17 protein-coding genes and 3 pseudogenes are annotated in these 19,859 nt (G+C 37.1%); 5 read left to right on the forward strand and 15 right to left on the reverse strand.

Going from position 1 to position 19,859, the window contains the following annotated elements:
* Nucleotide 1: 1 nt before the first annotated feature.
* Genes JFU50_RS28150 through JFU50_RS28160 form a run of 3 tightly spaced genes read right to left on the reverse strand, consistent with a single transcriptional unit; the run spans nucleotide 2 to nucleotide 1,744 of the window.
* Nucleotides 2–1,138, reverse strand: a complete 1,137-nt coding sequence (locus JFU50_RS28150) for a zinc-dependent alcohol dehydrogenase (RefSeq protein WP_201183734.1) — start codon at nucleotides 1,136–1,138, stop codon at nucleotides 2–4.
* A gap of 15 nt (nucleotides 1,139–1,153) precedes the next feature.
* Complete coding sequence (locus JFU50_RS28155) at nucleotides 1,154–1,516, reverse strand: spore coat protein (protein ID WP_048682441.1); 363 nt, start codon at nucleotides 1,514–1,516, stop codon at nucleotides 1,154–1,156.
* Between the two features lie 12 nt (nucleotides 1,517–1,528).
* Nucleotides 1,529–1,744 carry a hypothetical protein gene (locus JFU50_RS28160; protein ID WP_048682438.1) on the reverse strand — a complete coding sequence of 72 codons (216 nt, stop codon included), beginning with the start codon at nucleotides 1,742–1,744 and terminating at the stop codon, nucleotides 1,529–1,531.
* A 193-nt stretch (nucleotides 1,745–1,937) separates the two neighbouring features.
* Here JFU50_RS28160 and JFU50_RS28165 point away from each other — a divergent pair, with 193 nt between their 5' ends.
* A complete protein-coding gene (locus JFU50_RS28165; protein ID WP_201183733.1) occupies nucleotides 1,938–2,141 on the forward strand; it encodes a hypothetical protein in 204 nt (67 codons plus the stop codon).
* Nucleotides 2,141–2,440, forward strand: coding sequence for a spore coat protein (locus JFU50_RS28170; protein WP_095394806.1), 300 nt, complete (start codon nucleotides 2,141–2,143; stop codon nucleotides 2,438–2,440). The genes JFU50_RS28165 and JFU50_RS28170 overlap by 1 nt, the downstream gene beginning before the upstream one ends.
* 210 nt (nucleotides 2,441–2,650) lie before the next feature.
* Here the strand turns inward: JFU50_RS28170 and JFU50_RS31190 are convergent.
* From JFU50_RS31190 to JFU50_RS28185, 4 genes and pseudogenes are all read right to left on the reverse strand, one after another.
* Nucleotides 2,651–2,785 (reverse strand): annotated as a pseudogene (locus tag JFU50_RS31190) (hypothetical protein).
* Nucleotides 2,786–3,033: 248 nt separating this feature from the next.
* Nucleotides 3,034–3,318, reverse strand: a pseudogene (locus tag JFU50_RS28175) (VOC family protein); the annotation flags it as partial.
* Nucleotides 3,319–3,535: 217 nt separating this feature from the next.
* Nucleotides 3,536–4,633: an L-dopachrome tautomerase-related protein gene (locus tag JFU50_RS28180; protein ID WP_201225236.1), complete on the reverse strand. Its 1,098-nt coding sequence runs from the start codon at nucleotides 4,631–4,633 to the stop codon at nucleotides 3,536–3,538.
* 585 nt (nucleotides 4,634–5,218) lie between these two features.
* Nucleotides 5,219–6,088 (reverse strand): LysR family transcriptional regulator, encoded by an 870-nt coding sequence (locus tag JFU50_RS28185; protein ID WP_201225237.1) that lies wholly within the window; start codon nucleotides 6,086–6,088, stop codon nucleotides 5,219–5,221.
* A 122-nt stretch (nucleotides 6,089–6,210) separates the two neighbouring features.
* Here JFU50_RS28185 and JFU50_RS28190 point away from each other — a divergent pair, with 122 nt between their 5' ends.
* On the forward strand, nucleotides 6,211–7,473 hold the full coding sequence (locus JFU50_RS28190) for a benzoate/H(+) symporter BenE family transporter (RefSeq protein WP_201183728.1): 1,263 nt from the start codon (nucleotides 6,211–6,213) through the stop codon (nucleotides 7,471–7,473).
* Between the two features lie 187 nt (nucleotides 7,474–7,660).
* Here the strand turns inward: JFU50_RS28190 and JFU50_RS28195 are convergent.
* Together JFU50_RS28195 and JFU50_RS28200 are read right to left on the reverse strand one after the other, a co-directional pair.
* Nucleotides 7,661–8,072, reverse strand: a pseudogene (locus tag JFU50_RS28195) (LURP-one-related/scramblase family protein); the annotation flags it as partial.
* 309 nt (nucleotides 8,073–8,381) lie between these two features.
* Nucleotides 8,382–9,368, reverse strand: coding sequence for a YhdH/YhfP family quinone oxidoreductase (locus JFU50_RS28200; protein WP_056519667.1), 987 nt, complete (start codon nucleotides 9,366–9,368; stop codon nucleotides 8,382–8,384).
* A gap of 103 nt (nucleotides 9,369–9,471) precedes the next feature.
* Here JFU50_RS28200 and JFU50_RS28205 point away from each other — a divergent pair, with 103 nt between their 5' ends.
* Nucleotides 9,472–9,891 carry a MarR family winged helix-turn-helix transcriptional regulator gene (locus JFU50_RS28205; protein WP_056519665.1) on the forward strand — a complete coding sequence of 140 codons (420 nt, stop codon included), beginning with the start codon at nucleotides 9,472–9,474 and terminating at the stop codon, nucleotides 9,889–9,891.
* Nucleotides 9,892–10,310: 419 nt separating this feature from the next.
* Complete coding sequence (locus tag JFU50_RS28210; protein ID WP_201225238.1) at nucleotides 10,311–11,132, forward strand: STAS domain-containing protein; 822 nt, start codon at nucleotides 10,311–10,313, stop codon at nucleotides 11,130–11,132.
* A gap of 1,093 nt (nucleotides 11,133–12,225) precedes the next feature.
* Here the strand turns inward: JFU50_RS28210 and JFU50_RS28215 are convergent.
* From JFU50_RS28215 to JFU50_RS28240, 6 genes are all read right to left on the reverse strand, one after another.
* On the reverse strand, nucleotides 12,226–13,314 hold the full coding sequence (locus tag JFU50_RS28215; protein WP_201183723.1) for a GerAB/ArcD/ProY family transporter: 1,089 nt from the start codon (nucleotides 13,312–13,314) through the stop codon (nucleotides 12,226–12,228).
* A 26-nt stretch (nucleotides 13,315–13,340) separates the two neighbouring features.
* Entirely contained in the window at nucleotides 13,341–14,423 is a 1,083-nt protein-coding gene (locus tag JFU50_RS28220) for a Ger(x)C family spore germination protein (RefSeq protein WP_201225239.1), read from the reverse strand.
* Between the two features lie 28 nt (nucleotides 14,424–14,451).
* Complete coding sequence (locus JFU50_RS28225) at nucleotides 14,452–15,987, reverse strand: spore germination protein (RefSeq protein ID WP_201183719.1); 1,536 nt, start codon at nucleotides 15,985–15,987, stop codon at nucleotides 14,452–14,454.
* A gap of 528 nt (nucleotides 15,988–16,515) precedes the next feature.
* Nucleotides 16,516–17,361 (reverse strand): sugar phosphate isomerase/epimerase family protein, encoded by an 846-nt coding sequence (locus JFU50_RS28230; protein ID WP_201183716.1) that lies wholly within the window; start codon nucleotides 17,359–17,361, stop codon nucleotides 16,516–16,518.
* A 107-nt stretch (nucleotides 17,362–17,468) separates the two neighbouring features.
* A complete protein-coding gene (locus tag JFU50_RS28235; RefSeq protein WP_201183713.1) occupies nucleotides 17,469–18,494 on the reverse strand; it encodes a zinc-dependent alcohol dehydrogenase family protein in 1,026 nt (341 codons plus the stop codon).
* Between the two features lie 69 nt (nucleotides 18,495–18,563).
* Nucleotides 18,564–19,844, reverse strand: a complete 1,281-nt coding sequence (locus JFU50_RS28240; protein ID WP_342366375.1) for an MFS transporter — start codon at nucleotides 19,842–19,844, stop codon at nucleotides 18,564–18,566.
* Nucleotides 19,845–19,859: the final 15 nt, after the last annotated feature.

Below are 19,859 nucleotides of genomic sequence, written 5' to 3' on the forward strand. Positions count from 1 at the left end.
TTTATGGCTTAAGGACCACTTTAATACATCCATCTGTCCTTGTATCAAATACTTCATACCCATGCTTTGCTTGGTCAATTGGAAGTACATGGGTTACAACATCGCCAGGATCTACTTTTCCTTCTGATATTAGTTTATAAAGGTAGGGCATATAAGGAATAACAGGAGCCTGACCTGTTTTAATTTCCACGTTTCTTTGGAAAATATCTCCTAGGGGGAATCCATTATAACGGCCGCCATAAACGCCTGTTATTTGTATAGTTCCCGCCTTACGCACGGCTTGGGACGCAATTACAATCCCTCCCATGGCTCCCCCATGTAATTTAAGACCCGATGCAAGATATTCCATCGGAGTCATTTTGCCACTCATCCCGGAACAGTCAATAACGATATCTGCACCACCTTTAGTGATTTCTTTAAGGTATTCGCCAGTATTTTCATATTGTGCAAAATTTACGGTTTCGACTTTATTCGTCCTTTTTGCATGCTCTAAACGATAGTCGAGATGGTCGACAGCAATCACTCTTTTCGCCCCTTTAAACCAAGCGAATTTTTGAGTAAGTAGACCTACAGGACCGCAGCCTAAAACGATAACCGTATCGCCAGATTTAACACCTGCGTGATCTACACTCCAGAATGCTGTGGATGCTGCATCAGCGAGCAACACCAATTTTTCATCTTCTACCTCGCAGTCTTCTGGGATTTTGAAAGGGGTAAAGTTTCCATAAGGAACACGCATATATTCAGCTTGCCCGCCCGCATACCCACCAGTTGTTTCTGAGTATCCAAAAAAACCACCCATTTCCCCATGAGGATTTGAATTATCGCACTGACTTGTAAGGTCGTGGTCGCAATACCAGCAGCTCCCGCAGCTAACGTTAAAGGGGATAATGACCCGGTCTCCCTTCTTTACCTTAGTTACCCCTGGTCCAACTTCCTCAACAACCCCCATCGGCTCATGACCAATGACATAATCTGTAGGCATATTGGGAATTAATTGATGAATTAAGTGCAAATCGGAGCCGCAAATCGCTGAAGTAGTGACTTTTACAATAATATCATCCGAATTTTTGATGTTAGGGTCTTTAACTTCTTTAACCTGTACATTTTTATTGCCCTGGTAAGTTACGGCTTTCATGATGCTTTTCCTCCTTTATTTATTCGGCGTTGCGAACATGCCGAGTCTGTCAGTATCATTCGGGAAAAGATTCATTCCAGCGATACTAACCGCCATATCGGCTGATTTCAAATCTAATTCCACCTGTTTACCTACATCGTTCGGATAAAGCCAGCCCTTCCTGATCATTAAATCGGATAACTCACCATGTAAGTCAATAGATTGCTCCATTTGCTGGTACAATGCTTTTCTCAATGCGGGATTCGCTGTTTCAGATAATGCAATACCATAAGTATGAATCCCACTTTTGATAGAGAGTAGAAAATCTAACGCGAAAGAGGAATCAGCCATTTCCGGCATATGTTCAGCGCCTTGAGGATCTAAAAAATCCATTTCCATTTAAATTTCACCTCATTTTTCATAGTTTGTTCGGGCTTCTTTATAAAAACCCTTTAGCTCGTTTATAGCAGCTATAGATTGTTGTACGTCTTTTTCCATTAATGCTTTTAAGTCATTGTCAAAGCAAATTCCTTGCATTAATTTAGATCTCATTAAACCTATTGTTTTAAAATTTAAAATTTCATGCGTTTCCATGGTTTCATGAAATGCCAAGCTTTCATTTTCCATACGTTAACCTCCCTAATCTATATAACAAAAATACCTTTCCCAGTTCATCTGTTTGTTATACGGAATATTGACCGATAGGTAGTTTTTTTTTTTTCGCAAAATATACGTTACCTTTGCAAATGATGATGTATAAAAACTTTTGTATTACGAAAGATATGTAAGTGAATTCTCAATAGAAATGGAGTGAAAAATCATGACCAAAAATTTAGGACTGCATGAAACTTTAGAGGCGCACGAAATTTTAACTTTCAAGAGTCTTTGTCTAACAAAGTCCTCTTCAATGAGCAGTTTAGTGCAGGATACAGAACTACAAAATATTCTATTAAAAGACATGAGCACTGGGACACAAGATATTCATAAACTGCAGGAAATTCTGACAAATCGAGGGGAACAGTAATGACAAATTTTTTGCAAAATATGGCGGGGATGGGTGGCATGACTGATCAGGTGATTGCAACGGACTTCTTAATATCCGCAAAATCAGGAATTAGAAATATTGCATTTGCCATTACAGAAACAAAAACACCTGAATTGAAAGCAGCCTTAAGAGAACAGCTTCGTGTCGCTGTAGAAAGACACGGAGAGATAAGTAACTATATGATTTCAAAAGGTTACTATCATCCACATGATTTAAGTGAACAATTACAAGTTGATTTAAATACAGCAAATACAGCCCTAAACCTTCCTCAACAATAAAGTCAACTCATGGATGTGAAAACAGACAGATTACACAGAGGTACGGGCAAATGGAAAAAAAGCAATGAATTTCTCAAACTTGAGATACATTGCTTTTTTTAGGGGTATATTATAGAAAGTCCTTAGCAAAACAGAGGAATAATGGTAATGTAGATGCTCCAATCTATAAGCTGTTGTGTTTTAACTAATTTTACTTCTTTCTTAATAGGGTTAAATCGATTTCTTCATGCCACACTCTCTGCATTTACGAATATATTTAACCGAACTTTCAAACTAAGTGTTACCGCAATTGTCATAGCGACCACTAACGATGTCAGGATAATCTTCGTAGTCATAAATAATTATGGTGTCATATTCCTTTTTTCCTCTAGAATTTCTTCAGATAAAGTAAAATCACCTTCACTATTTATTTGATTATATATATTCTACGAGAGGCGGAATGCTCCGCTTATCAAGACCTAAATTATAAAAAACCTTAATAAATAAAGGAGAACACATATTAGCCTTGTATAATATGTACTCTCCTTTTATCTTTTAATGAACTGACGCACCCGCTAGTTCCATAAGAAACTCCTATGGCGGCGCTCCTCGCCGCCACCATCTACTACGAATTTGGCTTCCGCTTCGTAATAATTATCGACACCCATTGTACAAGCATACCCATTAAGAGCTTGGCCCGCTTCCGGGAGAGGACTTTGACGCTGCATCAAAGCACCATTAATCCCAGGTTCATTCTCATCGCCAGTCCCCGCTCCCAAGTAAGGCATTCCTGCGAAATCACTCCAATCTTGAAATGACCATCCAAATACCTCACCATAAAATTTCTTTGCCCGTTCCATGTCATCCACATGAATTTCGAAGTGAACTAATCTTCCCATGATTACCTCCTAGTTTTGTTCAAAATTTTTCCTCTTACCGTAAGTTGATACTTATGTAGCTTCATGCCTATGGTGCTTTATTTATATTTTTAAATCTAAGATGAAGCAGGCTTTTCAATTTGAGTTAAGTCACTTCTTTATTATAGGACAGTTGGGGGGAATATCTGACAAAAAAGGCAGCTCCCTGATGGGGGATAGCTACCTTCGTTTACGATTACTATGAAAAGGTAGGAGCAGGGAATTCATCAATTCTCATACGAAGTAAACTATATGGTTTTTCTCGCAGATCTCTTCCATAATGAAATCTCGCCTGCCGATGTAATTGATTCACAATGACATATAAGTATTGATTGGGGCCAATCGAAAAAGTATCCGGCCATAAAATTCTCGGGTCATGTGCGATGGTTTCCATTGCGCCATTCGGCAATATCTTCCGGATACTATTGTTTTCATAGTCTCCCGCATAAACGGTTCCTTTTGCGCCGGTGACCATTCCATCAGACGCACCTTTTTCCCCCCAATACTGCACATATTGGGATAAATTCAGGTCCTGTATCCTTCTGTCTCTTAGGGCTTCTGTTGAGATCGAGAACAGCTGACGGCTGGTTAGCGGAGCATAAAATAAAACCTTTCCATCAGGAGAAATCGCTAAACTATCGGAAGCCAATCTAAATGGGAAAGTCGAGCGGTCCGGGTTTCGATTCATCAAAATTTCACCTTCTACTTTCGGTAAAAAATAGGGATCAGGTGAAGTTGATATTGCCCCATTTAACCGTCTAAACGCGTTCCCATTTTCTAAATCTACGACGATAATAGCCCCTGGCCCTCTGGAAGAAGAATCCGTTATATATGCATAGCCTGCTCTTCCAACCCGAAAATCCAAACGGACATCATTCAGATAAGTTGTTGGCAAGACAACATCTTCTGTAAAGGTATATACTCTCCTTATTGTATTCGTGCTTAAATCAACAGCAACTAATTTTGCTCCCCCTTGAATAGGTTCAGAAAAATTTGGTGCCCCTGTATCTAGTACCCAAAGTGTTCCTCTTCCATCAGCAACGATACTTTGGACACTGACGAAAGACATCGTAATATTCCCAGTATTAACTAAATTGGTTTCTACACTGGGATAAGGCTGCAATTCACCCTCAACAATTTCCGCCACAGTAAATTGAACGTCGTCTCCCCATTTCGGAAAGCATACAAAAATACGACCGGTTTCGGAAATGCTGACACCTGTAGGCATAGCCCCATAAAAAGCATGCACCAGTTCAAACTGCCCAAAATATTTTTCCATAGGTAACATAGGTTGCATGATATCCTCCTCATCAAATCCGAACGGATATCACCTATATATGATGAAAATTTTTTGTAGTGCCTGGTTCTCGATAAATTTTTCTATCGTGATGGATGCTGTGGGTTTATTAGTCCAGGAGAAACATGGGAGTTTCGATAAAGTGATTCAAACTTCCATGTTTCTCCAAAGACGGGGAATGAGAGCATCTGAATTTACGTTTGCAGTCAATTTTAGAACTAACATAAAAACTATTATGATTTGCTCCCGTCCAGCAGCCTGGTTAGAAAATAAATCTGTCTCCTTTAAAGGGGAGTATTTTTAAGTTTAGTGTAACTTTTTCATCCTGAGCATAAGTAAGAATTTTTAGAAGCCTATAAAGTGGGCGGATATTCATTTAATATAGATTATTTAAGAACCTCATTTACTTATGATACGGTTCCCCGTAACGAATCTAAATGAGGTTATAAAACCATGATATATTTTATTTTTCATTTAAAGATCTACTTTACCACAGTCAAAACTAATACCTGTTTCATTTTATTTGCCATTTTTGCCATTTTTCAACGTTGAAGTCTTTTACTTTTGAGTAAATAATTTTGGTGTCTAAAAAAGTTTTAAAAATTCTTTTGCTGCTTTTGATAAATAACTATTCTTCCTCCAAATTACTTTGGGTTCAGATATTAAGGTCTGATCCTTTAGCTGAATGACTCTCAATCCTCCCAATGAATGGAGGGATAATAACGAGAGCGGTAAGATCGTTGCACCAAACCCCGATGAAACGAGACCAAGTAACATAATTAAATCCTGACATTCGCACAGTATATTTGGTTCTAAATCTAACCGTTGAAATTCATTGACAATTTGTCCATACGCACCTAAACCATAGTTTGGTCGCAGAAGAATCAATGGCAAATCGATGATTTCCTCTAACCTGCATTGTTCTGATCCACTCCACGTCCATTTTTCAGGCAAAACAAGCACATATGGGTCACTTTCCAATGTCATTTGAGAGATACTTTTTTCCGTTATTGAACTATTTGTTATCGCAATCTCAATCTGACGTTTAGATAACATTTTTATGAGATGAATCGTTTCACCTTCCCATACTTTGAAAGTAAGACCAGGATTTTTCTCACGAATATCTACCACCTTGGAAAGAATTAAAGATGCACAATAAAGATTGGATCCAACAGATAAAATCCCACTGGTGTCTTTCCTCAATTCTTGAACTTCTACCATTGTTTCATCAAGTTTATTTAAAAGTTCTTTTGCTCGAAGAAGTAATCTTTCCCCCTCCAAGGTTAAATTAAGACTTTTGTTATCTCGATCAAATAAAATGACGCCTAGCTCTTCTTCCATTTGTTTGAGTTGTCTGCTCAAAGGGGGTTGAGCAATATTTAATTTCTTTGCAGCTGTCGTGATCTTACCTTCTTCTGCTATAGTGACAAAGTATTTTAACTGTCGAATATCCAAGATGAAACCTCCATCATACCTAAAAGATATAGTAAAAAGATAAAACAGATATTTTAAGTATTGATAAATTAAGTATACACTACGATGTAGTGTAATTCATAAGTTGAAGGGGAGTGACTTTGTTGTTCAAAAAAAACACCATACAATTTCCAAAGCTTTTATCAGTTGGGAATATATCGAATGGATTTGTGGCCTGGCTTTTTGGTTCAGCAGGACCATTATTAATTGTTTTACAAGCTGCTGCAAAAGGTCATTTGTCTGGTAGCATAACCAGCTCATGGATTTTCGCCATTTATGGAATGGGGGGACTCCTAACGCTCATCGTTTCCTTATATTATGGGCAACCCATAGGCTATGCCTTTTCAATACCTGGAGCCATTCTTGTCGGCTCAAGCTTAACCCATTATTCTTTCAACCAAGTGGTTGGTGCCTATATTATAACCGGGATCCTTATTTTTCTTTTAGGATTATCTGGCCTTGTTACAAAATTGATGAAGGTTTTGCCTATGCCAGTTATGATGGGGATGGTGTCAGGCGTCTTACTCCCTTTCGGAACTGAAATGATCGGCTCGGTTGTAAAAAATCCTTTACTCAACGGAATCCCTTTACTTGTCTTTCTTGCTCTTTCTTTTTTCTTACGATTTTCAAAAAAGTTTCCGCCTATATTAGGGGCGATCATTGCAGCAATTCTTTGTCTTAAATTTTTGCCGAACGTTTCTGTACAGCCTATCCATATAACAATGGGCATTCCCCATTTTATAATTCCATCATTTAGTTTTTCCGTTGTAGGGGAACTTGTCATTCCATTACTCTTAACGGTTATTGCCATTCAAAATGCCCAAGGGATTGCTATGTTAGAGACCCATGGCTATCGTCCACCGATCAATGCCATGACCAATTGGAGCGGAATCGGTACCATTATAAATGCTTTTTTTGGGGGTCACCCAGCCTGTATTGCAGGTCCCATGACGGGCTTACTTGTTAATAAAGAATCAGGCAAACTTGAACATAGGTATGTCGCTGCTATTGTATTAGGAGTATTATCCTGTCTATTAGCTCTTTTCTCTCCAATAGCTTCGCAAATTCCATATGTCATTCCTACCTCATTAATTCAATTACTAGGTGGCGTTGCCATGATTAGTGTACTGGTTGACTCTTTGAAAATGAGTTTCTCTGGTCCATTCAAATCAGGCGCCCTCTTTTCCTTTATAATCACAATCTCTGGGATCTCTATTCTCCATATTGGAGCACCATTCTGGGGTCTGGTTGGGGGTACCTTGGCCACCGTATTCTTGGATAAACAAGATTTTTATAAATCCAAATCAAGTGACCAAAACAATGAAACTAACTTGAGTGAAGCTCTTTACAAGGACAAAATTTCCTAACACCGTTTCTTTAGACCTCGGATACATCTCATGACAAAATAAATGACACCTAGACATAGTGCAGTCTAGGTGTCATTTATTTCTTTGTATAGAATAAAAACCTCATATACTTATGATACGATTCACCGCACATATTCAAGCTGTGATTTTTTAAAAACTGTCAGCCTTTTTATTTTACACTTCTACTTTAAATCGACGCTGCTGATGAAGCAGCTGCTTGATCAGCCTTCACACAATCAATTGCAACAACGAGTGCAATAATAATGGTTTCCATCTCTTCATCTATTATTTGAACCTGTAGCTATCGCCCCAAGTGAACCACTCCTTGCCCACTTCACCTCGATTTTACCATGCTGTAAAACTTGAAAATCCATATCCAACCAATTACCATGTACTTCAATGTCTGCCGCATCAATTGTATATCGTGCTTTTAAGAAGAAATTCCTTCTTTATTGTTAATACCTCTCGACCATTCACCTCAACCAAAACTTTGGTAAAATGCTGAACACCTTTTTCGTAATGAGTGCTACTTCATCTCTTGCTGTATTCATAATGGAGAAAGTCTTTGGAACTTGCATAAAACTTCCCTCCATGTAATATTTAAGTCTTTTACATTACTTACGTTTGAAATAGGCATTCGTTCCAATATTATGCATTAAATTCCAAATAATAGTTTCACTTAAAAGCTCCTTCTTTTCGGTTCACCACTATTTATCCTTACTAATTTACCTTTTGTAAAGTCAGCAATTCTTCCTTCGCAATCTGGCCCAATTGTTGAATAACTCCTTATGTACTCTTCAACTAGCTGCCCCGATGGTTCCATAAGAAAAAGCTGACTTAAAGACAGCTCTGATCTTCAGCTAACTAAGATAAGCGTTGTTTACTTCTTGAAAAAGGTTAAATGTTTTTTAATATTTAATAATTGTTCTTCCCAAATGGTGACCATTTTTAATCGCTTCAATCGTTTGAGGTAATTCTTCAAGTGAAATTTCACTTATTAGAGTAGTTTGAGAAATATTCCATTCATTCGCTATTTTCTCCCAAATATAACCACGGTCTTTGATTGGTACATTTACAGAATCAATTCCCAAAAGGTTAATTCCTCTAAGTATAAACGGCAATACTGTTGATGTTAGTTTTATACCACCTGCATTCCCACACATACTCATACTTCCACCATAAGAAATTTGAGGAATTAATACAGAAGCAATTTCCCCACCAACAGTATCTAGGACAAAGTCAAACTTTTGCTTATTTAATGGTTTATTTTGCACTCCTAATTCATTTACAAAAATGACATCGGTAGCTCCTAAAGATATAGCTACCTCTATTTGGTGTTCTTTTCGAACTAAAGCAGCAATATTTTTGTAACCAATTTTAGATAAAATTTGTAAAGCAATACTACCTACTCCACCAGTTGAACCAGTGACTAGAATCCTAGGGTTTTTAATTATATCCATACCTTTCTCCTCTAAAGCTATGATAGAAAGGGCAGCCGTAAACCCTGCTGTTCCAAAAACCATAGCATCTTTTAAGGATAAGTTGACTGGCATAGGAACAATCCAATCTCCAGGGACTCTAGCATATTCTGCAAATCCTCCTGTATGGCTCATCCCCATAGCAAAACCTGTAACAACAACTTTCTGTCCCTCTGTGTAACGATTATCTGTTGTATGAACAATGGTTCCACTTAAATCAATTCCGGGGATCATTGGGTAATTCCGAATAACTCCTCCATTTTTTTGAACAGCTAACATATCCTTATAGTTTATTGAAGAATATGACACCTTAATTAAAACCTCGCCGTCCGAAAGACTGTCAAGATTAACATCTTCCAAACCATAAATTACTTGATCATGTTTTTCTTTTACAATAATTGCCTTGAATGTATTCATAGATATCTACCTCCTTTTTGATACAAAACATTTTTGCAACAAAAATGTTTCATTACAAAAACTAACATGATATTATAGGTAATGTCAATATGGAGGAGATACTATGGAATTAAAAGATTGCATGAACTTTTTACTAAGTGCTAGTCAGAATAAAGTTTTTAAATATTTCAGCAAGCTTTTAGAGGAATTTGGAGTAACACCAGCTCAATATGGTGTGTTGAATTGTTTGTGGAGAGAAGGACAATTATCCCCTAAACAAATTGGAGAAATGGTATATTTAGAAGCCCCTACTGTCTCTGGGATATTAGATAAAATGCAAAAAGCTGAATTAATAGAACGTTCGGTAGATCCAAAAAATCGTAGAAATGTTTTAGTGATGGCTACTCAAAAATCTAAAGAAATCAGAGATGAAGTTGAAGCTGCAACAATTAAGTTGAATAATAAGGTTCTTCAAAACTTGTCGGATAATGATAAAGTAGTACTAAAAAAAGCATTAAATACAATAATAAAGTCTGATTTTTAACGATATGTAGCCAATATAATAACACTTATTTTCTTAACCTACGGTTGGAACAGTACTTGGTTGGAGTGTAAATTTGCAGATTAGCTCTACCTAATTTGTTAATATAAAAAAATTAAATTAGCCCCCCCTCATAATGGTTGATGGGGGGGCCTGACTACGTTGTAAAATGTAAGACTTATAAATCCCATTGTTAAACTTACCTGCCCCTTTAGTTGCATAAAGAAAAAGCTGCCTTAAAGAGAGCTCTGATCTTCAGATAACGCCCGTTAGTTTAAGTAAAAATCTTAACAAGATTCAATTAACATAAATACATCCATTTTCCTTTTAAAGTAGAAGCTTATTATAGTGTAAACGGGTTTAGTAATTATAATTACAGGGTAATTAAAGTTTTGGTATATAAAAAATAGGGGGATTAAATTATGAAGGGGTCACTAGATACATATAAATTACTGGAATTCATCCAAGAAAATAAAGCGGATTTTGAAAATTCATTATTAAACGAAGCATCTAATGTGAAAGAAAAAATTGAAGAAATTTTAACGATCGGTAATATTGACCTGATAAATAATGCCCATAGGCTGATTCAATACATTATTGAGGCTAAAGAACAGGAGCTTCAATCATTTGCTACACAAGAAGGTATAGCTTGGGCGACACACGCAATTCCATTAACTTTCAAATTAGAGTGGGTGCAAGCCATTCGAAGGACCTTGTGGAGGTTCCTACAAGAATATAACGAGGTAAAGAATAAGGTTATTACTGAAGAATTTTTTTCGGTAGAAAAACAAGTTAATAATCAGGTAGACAGATTTTTAAATGTTTTTTTTATTACATATTCTCAATACAAAGATTCGTTGATAATGGCTCAAAAAGAATTGGTTGAAAATCTTTCAGTGCCTATAATACCAATAACACCCACTATATGTATTTTGCCTCTTATTGGTGCGGTTGATCTTTACCGAACGAATATTCTCGAGGAAAAAGTTTTAATAGAGATTGGAAAATTACGTATTCAAACATTGATTATGGACTTATCTGGAATTATGGAAATCGAGGCCGATGTAATTGATCATTTAATGAAGATTATAGACGGCACTTCATTAATGGGATGTACCACTGTGATTACCGGGTTAAGAGCTGAAGTGGTTAGTAGTATGATAAACGTAGGAATAAGATTAAATGAAAAAGCACAAACATTAGGAACTTTACAACAAGCATTGAATAAATACTTATTAAGTTAAACACGGGGAATTTTAGAGGAGAGTGCTTTGCCGACTCTTTTTTCTTATTCAATATATTCTGACCAACTGTCTAAATATTTGTTCCTGCCCGGCAGTTACGCCTTGGTATAAGCTATAGTTAGGGTATTTAGTTTTTAATTCAACACTAATCAAATCATTTTTTTCTTCAACTAAAATGCTGGTACATAAAGAATGTGCTGCCTTAAAAACAGCTCCTGTTTTCAGCTAAAGCACCCGTTAGCAATCAGCGCAAATATCAGCGCTTCACCACAGAGAATGAAAATTGGTCTCTATGTCGATAATGTTTTAATGGCTGGCGAAGAATGTCGTTGAACTATGGTACCTTTGAGCCCATCCGTTAGTCTGACTCCGACGACCACGGTGTACCACCGACTGTCGCGCCCTTTATGGGTAGCACTCATGGGAGATTAATCCTTTTTTGATCGTCGCGCTAGCCTTTACTTAATTTGCAATGATTGGAGGTTTTTGTTTAACGATTTACCAAACTCAATTAGATCACTCATAAGGCTCAACCTATTTTTAAAAAGCGTTTTTACTGGGTCTATTTTGTTGTGGTTTTTTCTGGATTTTGAGCTTTTTTAATTTTCATGGGAGCTCAATTAGAAAATACGATACCTCTTATTAAAGTATCGCACTCATTAGTTTAAGAAGTACACATCATTAATTAATCAAATGGTTCTCTTCAATTTTCTTTTCTTATTTAAATCTGTAATTAATATTAAAACTAAGATTCTTCGGCTTATTCCAAATATAATTGCACCTCCCCTACTTACTCCCATTCCTACAAACCCCCTAATTAACTTCAACCACCAAAATGCGTTATGATACCTAAATTTACAAAAACCAATGGAGAAATATATAATGGTAAGCTTGATTTGTGTTAGAACATCAGTGTGACAAATCCCCGACGCAATAAGGCGAACTAAAACCTCACTTAGTTTAGGATCATCCATTGTAATTTCTGTGATTTGGAATGGTTCACCTTCCCAAATGTAACTGCTGACCTTTTCTGTTGAATCCTTACAAAACGATCTGCCCAGATTGTATTATAAGTTTCTAGAAGCTTTCTATCCTACTTAGTTATTTTATGCTTAATATGAATGTACAAAAAGAGAAAAGGGATATATAGATACACAAAGTAAAAAGCAATGTTTGAATACATATCATTCAATCGCTCTATTTGACTCCACTCTTTGAGCACATTAGCTAAAATAAAGAATAGGACCAGTACAATGAACAGACTTATACGTTGTTTCACATTTATTACTTTCTTAATAGCACGACAACCTGCCCATATTTTCACACTGATATTGGGTAATACGAGAAGTAACCAAATCGAAACAACGATAAATTCGACTCTTTCTATTAGAGGGAATTTCGCAATTTTCATTTGAGCTAATGTTGGCCATATTGTATGGTTTAATTGTCCTTCACTAAAGAAGACAAATGTGATGAGTGCTATTATTAGATAAAGTAAGCTTGAGAACAAAAGTCCAAAATGGGCCCATTTTTGTGATCTGTCTGGATTTTTTATGAATGGGTAGAACATGAATAAGGTCTCAAAGCCAACATACTGAAACAACATAGCTTTAGAGGATGATACGATTTCCTTCACAGAGTGGTTAAAGACGGGTAATAAATTGTGAAAATTGGCAAATTCCAATGAAAAAAAATTAAGGGGAAACAGGATAATAAAAGGTATGATAGTTCCCCAGAAACACATTCCAGTAATCACGCGGAATCCACCGGATACAACGTAATAAATGAGTACTAGAAGAATGAGGCTTATTTGCCAGGTCTTCATTAAGGGAAACAGCCAAACTTGAACAACTTCAATATAAACACGGAAAACAATTAACGCTAATATAAGAAAGTAGAAAATCACAAAAATGTTGAACAGTCCGCCAATCCATTTTCCAAAGCAAAATTTGTGAACATGTATGACATCATTATTAGCAATTCCAAGAATACGATAGATCATCCAAACTAGTATATGAATGCTTATACTTGATAAAATGATGGAAATCCATGCATCATAACCTGCGTCCTTCGTTATATCTCGTTGAAAACTCATGATTCCTATGCCAATAATATTCGTGTAGATCAGAAAGAAAACGTAAAAGGAAGATACTAAATGTCGTTCGTCTAGTAATGATTTCACGTGGTTCCTCCTCTTATCATGCAGATTTACTCTTCAATACCTGTATTTAGGATGTCAATATTTGTGTGTACAGTGGTTTTTACTTCTGAGTATATGTCCTCCATAAACCGTTGATAGTCCCAATTTCTTGAGGCGGCTCTAACCTTGTCTCCCAACCCAATGGGATCTACATTGTATCCTTGTACCAGTGAAATTAAACGTTGGACCTCTTCCTTAAAGTGTTCATTTAAAATTCGTTCCAATTTTACAATATCTTTATCTTTTTTCAAATCAAACCAGGATGATGCTTTTTCAATCTCTGCATGGATGGTTAAATCGATGAATATACTCGGAATGCCTTCGCTTTTCTCAACCGTATATGTAGTTTTTGCATCCAGGTTTTTTAAGAGAATAAAACCCTCCTTTTTATTTTGTGTGATTTTGGTTTTATATTGCCCATTTTGAGACCCATCAATTAATGTTTTTAGAATAAAGGACTTTCTTAAATTAATATGATTTATGTACTTCCCGTTCCTTAATAAGGCTAACCCGTCAATTTTAATTTGATCTTCCTCTAGGATAAAATAAGGTAAAATTTGATCCCTCCCTTCTTGATGAAAACTGTTCAAAAACATGTGCAGATTCATTTTTGGCAAATTACCACTTTCAATGTTTTGATTGATTTTTTCACTTAAATGGAATGGAAGATTCACATGTGCACTGGATTGAAGTATATCTTCGGCTTTGTTTTCAGCAATGCCCAACTGCATTCGACTCCCCGTATTTGGATTTCGGGCAAAATTAGTGATAACATCTTCGATCCCTTGTGTGGCATATTCCTTGCCGAACAATAGAAAATCTAATTTTCCTGTCTCAATAGGATAGGCTGACTTTGCATTCATGGTCGGGAGTATGTCTTCATATGAATCAGACACCGTTTTATAAATCTTCAATTTGACCTTCCCCTGCTCTGCGAAAGTAGGATAAATAGCAATTCCTTTGACTTTGCCTTCTTCCCGATCATATCCTAGAGCTTCAATTATCTGAACTTCATCAATGATCCTCTCATGTATACCACACCCTGATAAAAAGAAAGTTAAGCTAAAAGTTAACAGAAAACATAATTTCATTTAATTCACCTTTATTATCCTTTCCTGGTTATTCATCAAAATCACTTTTCTTTTTTTTGTGATTATGTGGGTGGTATCTCCAAATTGATTTAGGACGTAAGTAATTTGGCCTTTTGGATGTTTTACTATAAGAGGAACGGATCAGGCTGTCCGTTAAATCCTCAGGCCTAAAAGGATAAAGTGGAACGGTATAGGGTGTTCCTAAAGATTCTAACCGTGTAAGGTGAATGAGTAAAAAGGCAATCCCGATAACGACACCTAGTCCCCCCCAAATAGATGCGAAGAGAATTAAAGGAAAACGTAAAAAACGTATAGTGTTCGACATTTTATAAATTGGGGTAGTAAAGGAAGCTAAGGCAGATAAGGCGACTATAATGAGTAAGACATTACTTGTAAGGGACGCCTCAACTGACGCTTGGCCGATAACAATACCGCCCACTATTCCCAATGTTTGTCCTACCTTTGTAGGTAACCGGACTCCCGCTTCACGTAATAGTTCAATCGTGAATTCCAGAAAAATCACCTCTAATACCGGCGGAAACGGGACATTATAACGAGAACTACTAAGTGAACCGAATAAATCGTTTGGAATCATCTCGTAATGGTAAGTGATAACGGCTATATAAATAGATGTTCCAAAAATGGAGAAAAGGACACTGAATACCCGTATTAAACGAAAAAAAGATGCAAGAATCCATGGGAGAAAGTAATCTTCAGGTGAAATAAAATAATCAATGATCGTAGAAGGACCTGTAATGACATATGGCGACCCACTACTTAAAACAGCTACTTGTCCGTTAATAAGAGCTTGAACCGCCCTATCCACACGTTCAGTTGGAAGAAGCAAAGGAAACGGTGTAAGGGAATTATCTTCTATAAATTGATGCAGCAGAGAAGTATCAAAAATGACATCAAAATCAATATCTTGAAGCCGTTGGGTCATGGTATTAACATGCTGCTCACTCGTAATCCCATCAATATGAGCAATAATAACTCGAGTATTTGAAGTAGAACCAATGTTTACTTCCTTCGTAATTAGATCAGTTGTATTTATTTGTTGTCTTAATAAATGGATATTTACATCAATATTCTCAAGAAACCCAATTTGTGGCCCCACCACACTAAACTCATTTTCAACGTTATTTTGTTCACGCAATCCAGCTTTATCATTAGATAAGAGAATTAAAGCAACCCTTTGATCATTTTCCTTCATTTGAAGTATCGCATACCCTTTAAGTAACTTTGATTCAGCTTCGTTCCGATTATCCGTTATTACAATATCTTCTATTGCGATGATTTTCTTTATGTCATCAATTTTCTCTAGCCTGTCTAGTTCAAAAGGGGTCTCTCGGAAAATCATTAAAATTTTCAGTTGGAGTTGTTGTTGATCGACCAGTGTATTGTAGTAAGAAATGATTAAATGTCCCGATTCATCCGTAAGTGGAAATTGTTTAAAATCACTGGATTTTTTAACCTTAGCAAACAGCTGGCCAATATCTTGTGAATTCTCAGTCACGGCCTGTTTGTCTTTATTATTTCTAATCTTTCGTTTTTTGAAGAACATCTAATCACCTCCCTATTACAAAGGAATTCATATCCTTCTATATAATGTACAGGCATCCCCATATTTATGTAAATCCGTTTTATAATAAGTGAAAACTTTATCCTCTCTAGTTTACATAATATAAATATAGCTTAGAGTAAGCAAAGGACCCTGATCCTAATAGAAATAATCCCTGTAGGGGTAGGGTAGGACAGCAAAACACAAATTTACAAAGTTAAAACTTTTTCAAAATAAAAAGAGCCAAAAGGCTCTCTTAAATCATCGAATGGAGTTTAAACTCTAATGCTCCCCTCAATTTTACACCTAATTCAGGATACTTATTTAAACCGGTCCATACATTAACCCAACCCTCATTTTGTTCAAACAGTTTGCTTATTAGTGTATCATCATTTTCTTTCAAACCTTTTTTTTAACTTCATTATTTTATTCTCATTATCTACTATTTCAGTATAATCTTAATATCTGTTTCTTGATCATCCTCTACTTTTATATCTGTTGGTCAAATAAGATATTTCATAACAATACCTTTTATAAATAATCAATCTCACTTAATTTAGCTTTCAAGTATTCAATCGAAGTCCTTGCGTACCAATCTGGTTCTGCTTGTCTTGTATGAAATCCTACTTCCATTGATAAATACCCATCATAATTGATTTCTTTTAATGCTTTAAGTACGGCCGTAAAATCGCCTCTTCCTTGGCCAGGAGGGAGACGGTCATTGTCCGAAATATGGACATGGTGAAGTTTATTCTTCATTTGATATACATAATCACTTGGTACTTCGTTTCTGTACAAAGCATGGAATGTATCAAACATTACCTTGACATTGGATAAACCGGTTTGTTCGCTTAATAACAAAGCATCATCTGCTGTTTCAATCAGGTTGCTATCTGCAGGGGTTGGCTCAACAACCATAGTTACACCTAACTCTTTGGCATAATTACCAACTTCCCCTAAACCTTCTAAGCTGTAATTCCAGGCATCCTGTTGAGACATGCCAAATGAGGCCCATCCTGCAATCCACATAACTGTCGGGCATTCCCACTCGTGTGCCAACCGGACAACCTCTTTATAGTGGTTGATCGTAAATTTTCGTTCCTCTGCAAGAAGTGAACTTGGGTTATTACCCGGTCCGCCGCCTGGTGCAGGAAGCATCGATGATACCTTTAAGTTCTTTTCTTTTAAAAGTTTTAAAATTTCCTTCCTTCTTTCCGGTGATAAATAGTCCGGCCAGGCATGAGGAGCTGCACATCCAATCTCAATCGCATCATAACCAAATGATGAAATCCTATTTATTACCTCCTCTAGCGGATAGGAAGGAACCCAAGTTGGAAAACTGCTGTATGCCCAAGTATTAAACGAAATACCCTTCATGATATATAACCTCTTTTCGAATGATATTATCTAACGATTGTTATTTTATCCCTGTACTTCGGACCGGCAATGAGAGCTAATAAGTATTTCACTTGTATAGCTTAATATTATTCCCAAACAAATACTGCTTTTTCCGTTTTTCTTTCATCAAATAGTTGGAACGCTGTTTCTGCTTCTTCCAGTCTGAATTTATGGGTCACCAATCTTTCAACAGGGAGTTTTTTTCTCACAATGAATTCCGTAATTTCGTCAAATTCCTGGATTGGGAAATACCACGACCCTATGACAGAGATTTGTTTACGGATTAATTGTGCACTTGGTTTGATCGTAGTTTCCTTGCTTTCACCAACAAAGGCAACCCGTCCATGGGCTCTCACGCAATCCAGCGCATCATTCTGAGCGAAAGGACTTCCTGAACAATCGATCGCTGCATCGGCACCAAGCCCATTTGTAATGCGGGAAATTTCATCTTGTACGTTTGCATTTTTCCCATTAATTATGTAGGCTGCGCCTAATTCTTTCGCCATTTCTAAGCGCTCATCGAGCATATCGACTGCAATTACAGTCGCACCCAGGGCATTTCCGATCATTACACCGGCGGCCCCCATTGGACCCATTCCAAAAATGACAAGTTTGTCTCTACCAGAAATCGCTAGCCTTTTTTGGGCATGGAATAACGTTCCGACAGCATCAGTTGAAACGGCAGCTGTTAAAAAGCTCATATCATCGGGAAGCCTCATGCAGTTTTCAGCCGGAACAACCATGTAATCTGCGTCTCCACCGTGGGAATCAAATCCTATGCACTTGAATTCCTTACAGAACATTTTGTAACCACTCTTACAATGGGCACACTCCCCGCATCCTAGTGCTAAATAAACCGCAACACGGTCTCCTGTCTTAAAAGTGGTTACCCCTTCTCCTAATTCTGTTATAATTCCCGCAGGTTCATGACCTGGAACAATAGAACCAAGTTTTGTACCCTCAAAAACCGAAGTTCCATAATATAAACTCATATCACTGCGGCAAATCGCAGATGCTTTCATTTGGATTAAAACTTCTCCCATACCAGGTGTCGGGATTTCCATTTCTCTTATTTCTACTTTTTTGTCTCCAGGAAAAATAACTGCTTTCATGGTTTTCTCCTCCTATTAATAAAGGTCTTATTTTTCATAGTTTTTAATATATAATGTGTTTATTATCTTTTAACTTGCTTGATTTTTGTCAATAAAAGCATTTTCTTTCTGTTTTTGCTTTTCTTCGTGCGGCAATTTCATGAATCTCATTAAGAATGCACTAATAAAATACAAGATGGCGAATACCCACATCACACCTTCCACACCGATGCTGCCGATGAATGCCCCAACGATTGCCGGTGCAATGAAGTAAGATAATCCTGCTCCGAAATTTACAACAGCCATTGCAGACCCTTTCTTATCCGGTGCAAGTGAAGTTACAATTGCAGTGATTGGTACGTAACCTGTGAGTGCAGCTCCAAGAAATACTCCTGCAAGAGTCATCATCCAAAAATTACCCCCGAAAACCTGTGGCGTATAAAGCAAAACCAGAGTCATTACACCCGAACCAAAGCTTCCAATCCACATAACCGTTTTTCTCCAGCCTAACCATTTATCGCTGACATACGGGATAACAATATCAAAAACAATATTAGCTAACCACATCGTTCCCCATACTTGCAGCCATTGCTCTGTGCTAAATCCGTATTCGGAAGATAAATATAACGGGAAAAAGATTGGCAGTGCACCTATACCTGTCGTATTGATCGTACGAACAATACCACCGATTGCTACTTTTGGATTCTCGTAGCAAATGGTTAGTCCACTTATTAAGCTTTTGAACTTTTCCTTTGGATTGCCTTTCTTAGCTCCTGTATCGCGTCCGACAACATAAATTCCAATTAAACCACCGACTAAAACCCAAGCAACTGCACTCCATAGAAGACCTACATGCCCAATTTTAGGAAGCATAAATGCTGGGAAATAACTTCCGATTACATAAAGCCCCGCAATCCAAGCTGCCCAGAAGACTCCGATTGCTGTCGCAAGGACCTTACCAGGGCTGCGATACGTGACCCACACTAAGAAAGAGTAACAAAATAATGGATATCCGAATCCGCGTAAAGCATAGGTAGGCAACATGACTGAATAGTTAATACTTTGAAGAGCCTCTATAAAAGCAATGTGACCGATCAACCAGATGATCATTCCTAAAACCATCACTTTTCTTGCTCCCCAGGCTTCTGTCAGAACCCCGGAAAAGTAGGAGGCAATAGCCAAAACTCCCCCATATGCCATAAATAAGGTAGCAGACTGTTGAACGGTAAAACCTTGTTCAATAAGATATGGAGACAGCCATCCATGCTCAAGTCCGTCCCCAACCATAAAAATCATTGTTGCTAAATATCCCCAAATCATGGTGATAGGAAGGCCGAAGAGACCGCGTTTCGTTCCTTTAATTGCTTTCACTATTAATCACCTCGA

It is taken from the genome of Peribacillus sp. TH14 (genome assembly GCF_016651145.1).
GTDB lineage: Bacteria > Bacillota > Bacilli > Bacillales > DSM-1321 > Peribacillus > Peribacillus butanolivorans.

What these genes read in the sequence shown, in the direction of transcription:
- JFU50_RS28235 (WP_201183713.1), bottom strand. Translation starts at nt 18,494, where the DNA reads ATGAAAGCAGTTATTTTTCCTGGAGACAAAAAAGTAGAAATAAGAGAA.
- JFU50_RS28230 (WP_201183716.1), bottom strand. Translation starts at nt 17,361, where the DNA reads ATGAAGGGTATTTCGTTTAATACTTGGGCATACAGCAGTTTTCCAACT.
- JFU50_RS28170 (WP_095394806.1), top strand. Translation starts at nt 2,141, where the DNA reads ATGACAAATTTTTTGCAAAATATGGCGGGGATGGGTGGCATGACTGAT.
- JFU50_RS28205 (WP_056519665.1), top strand. Translation starts at nt 9,472, where the DNA reads ATGGAATTAAAAGATTGCATGAACTTTTTACTAAGTGCTAGTCAGAAT.
- JFU50_RS28155 (WP_048682441.1), bottom strand. Translation starts at nt 1,516, where the DNA reads ATGGAAATGGATTTTTTAGATCCTCAAGGCGCTGAACATATGCCGGAA.
- JFU50_RS28180 (WP_201225236.1), bottom strand. Translation starts at nt 4,633, where the DNA reads ATGCAACCTATGTTACCTATGGAAAAATATTTTGGGCAGTTTGAACTG.
- JFU50_RS28160 (WP_048682438.1), bottom strand. Translation starts at nt 1,744, where the DNA reads ATGGAAAATGAAAGCTTGGCATTTCATGAAACCATGGAAACGCATGAA.
- JFU50_RS28165 (WP_201183733.1), top strand. Translation starts at nt 1,938, where the DNA reads ATGACCAAAAATTTAGGACTGCATGAAACTTTAGAGGCGCACGAAATT.
- JFU50_RS28225 (WP_201183719.1), bottom strand. Translation starts at nt 15,987, where the DNA reads ATGTTCTTCAAAAAACGAAAGATTAGAAATAATAAAGACAAACAGGCC.
- JFU50_RS28200 (WP_056519667.1), bottom strand. Translation starts at nt 9,368, where the DNA reads ATGAATACATTCAAGGCAATTATTGTAAAAGAAAAACATGATCAAGTA.
- JFU50_RS28210 (WP_201225238.1), top strand. Translation starts at nt 10,311, where the DNA reads ATGAAGGGGTCACTAGATACATATAAATTACTGGAATTCATCCAAGAA.
- JFU50_RS28220 (WP_201225239.1), bottom strand. Translation starts at nt 14,423, where the DNA reads ATGAAATTATGTTTTCTGTTAACTTTTAGCTTAACTTTCTTTTTATCA.
- JFU50_RS28150 (WP_201183734.1), bottom strand. Translation starts at nt 1,138, where the DNA reads ATGAAAGCCGTAACTTACCAGGGCAATAAAAATGTACAGGTTAAAGAA.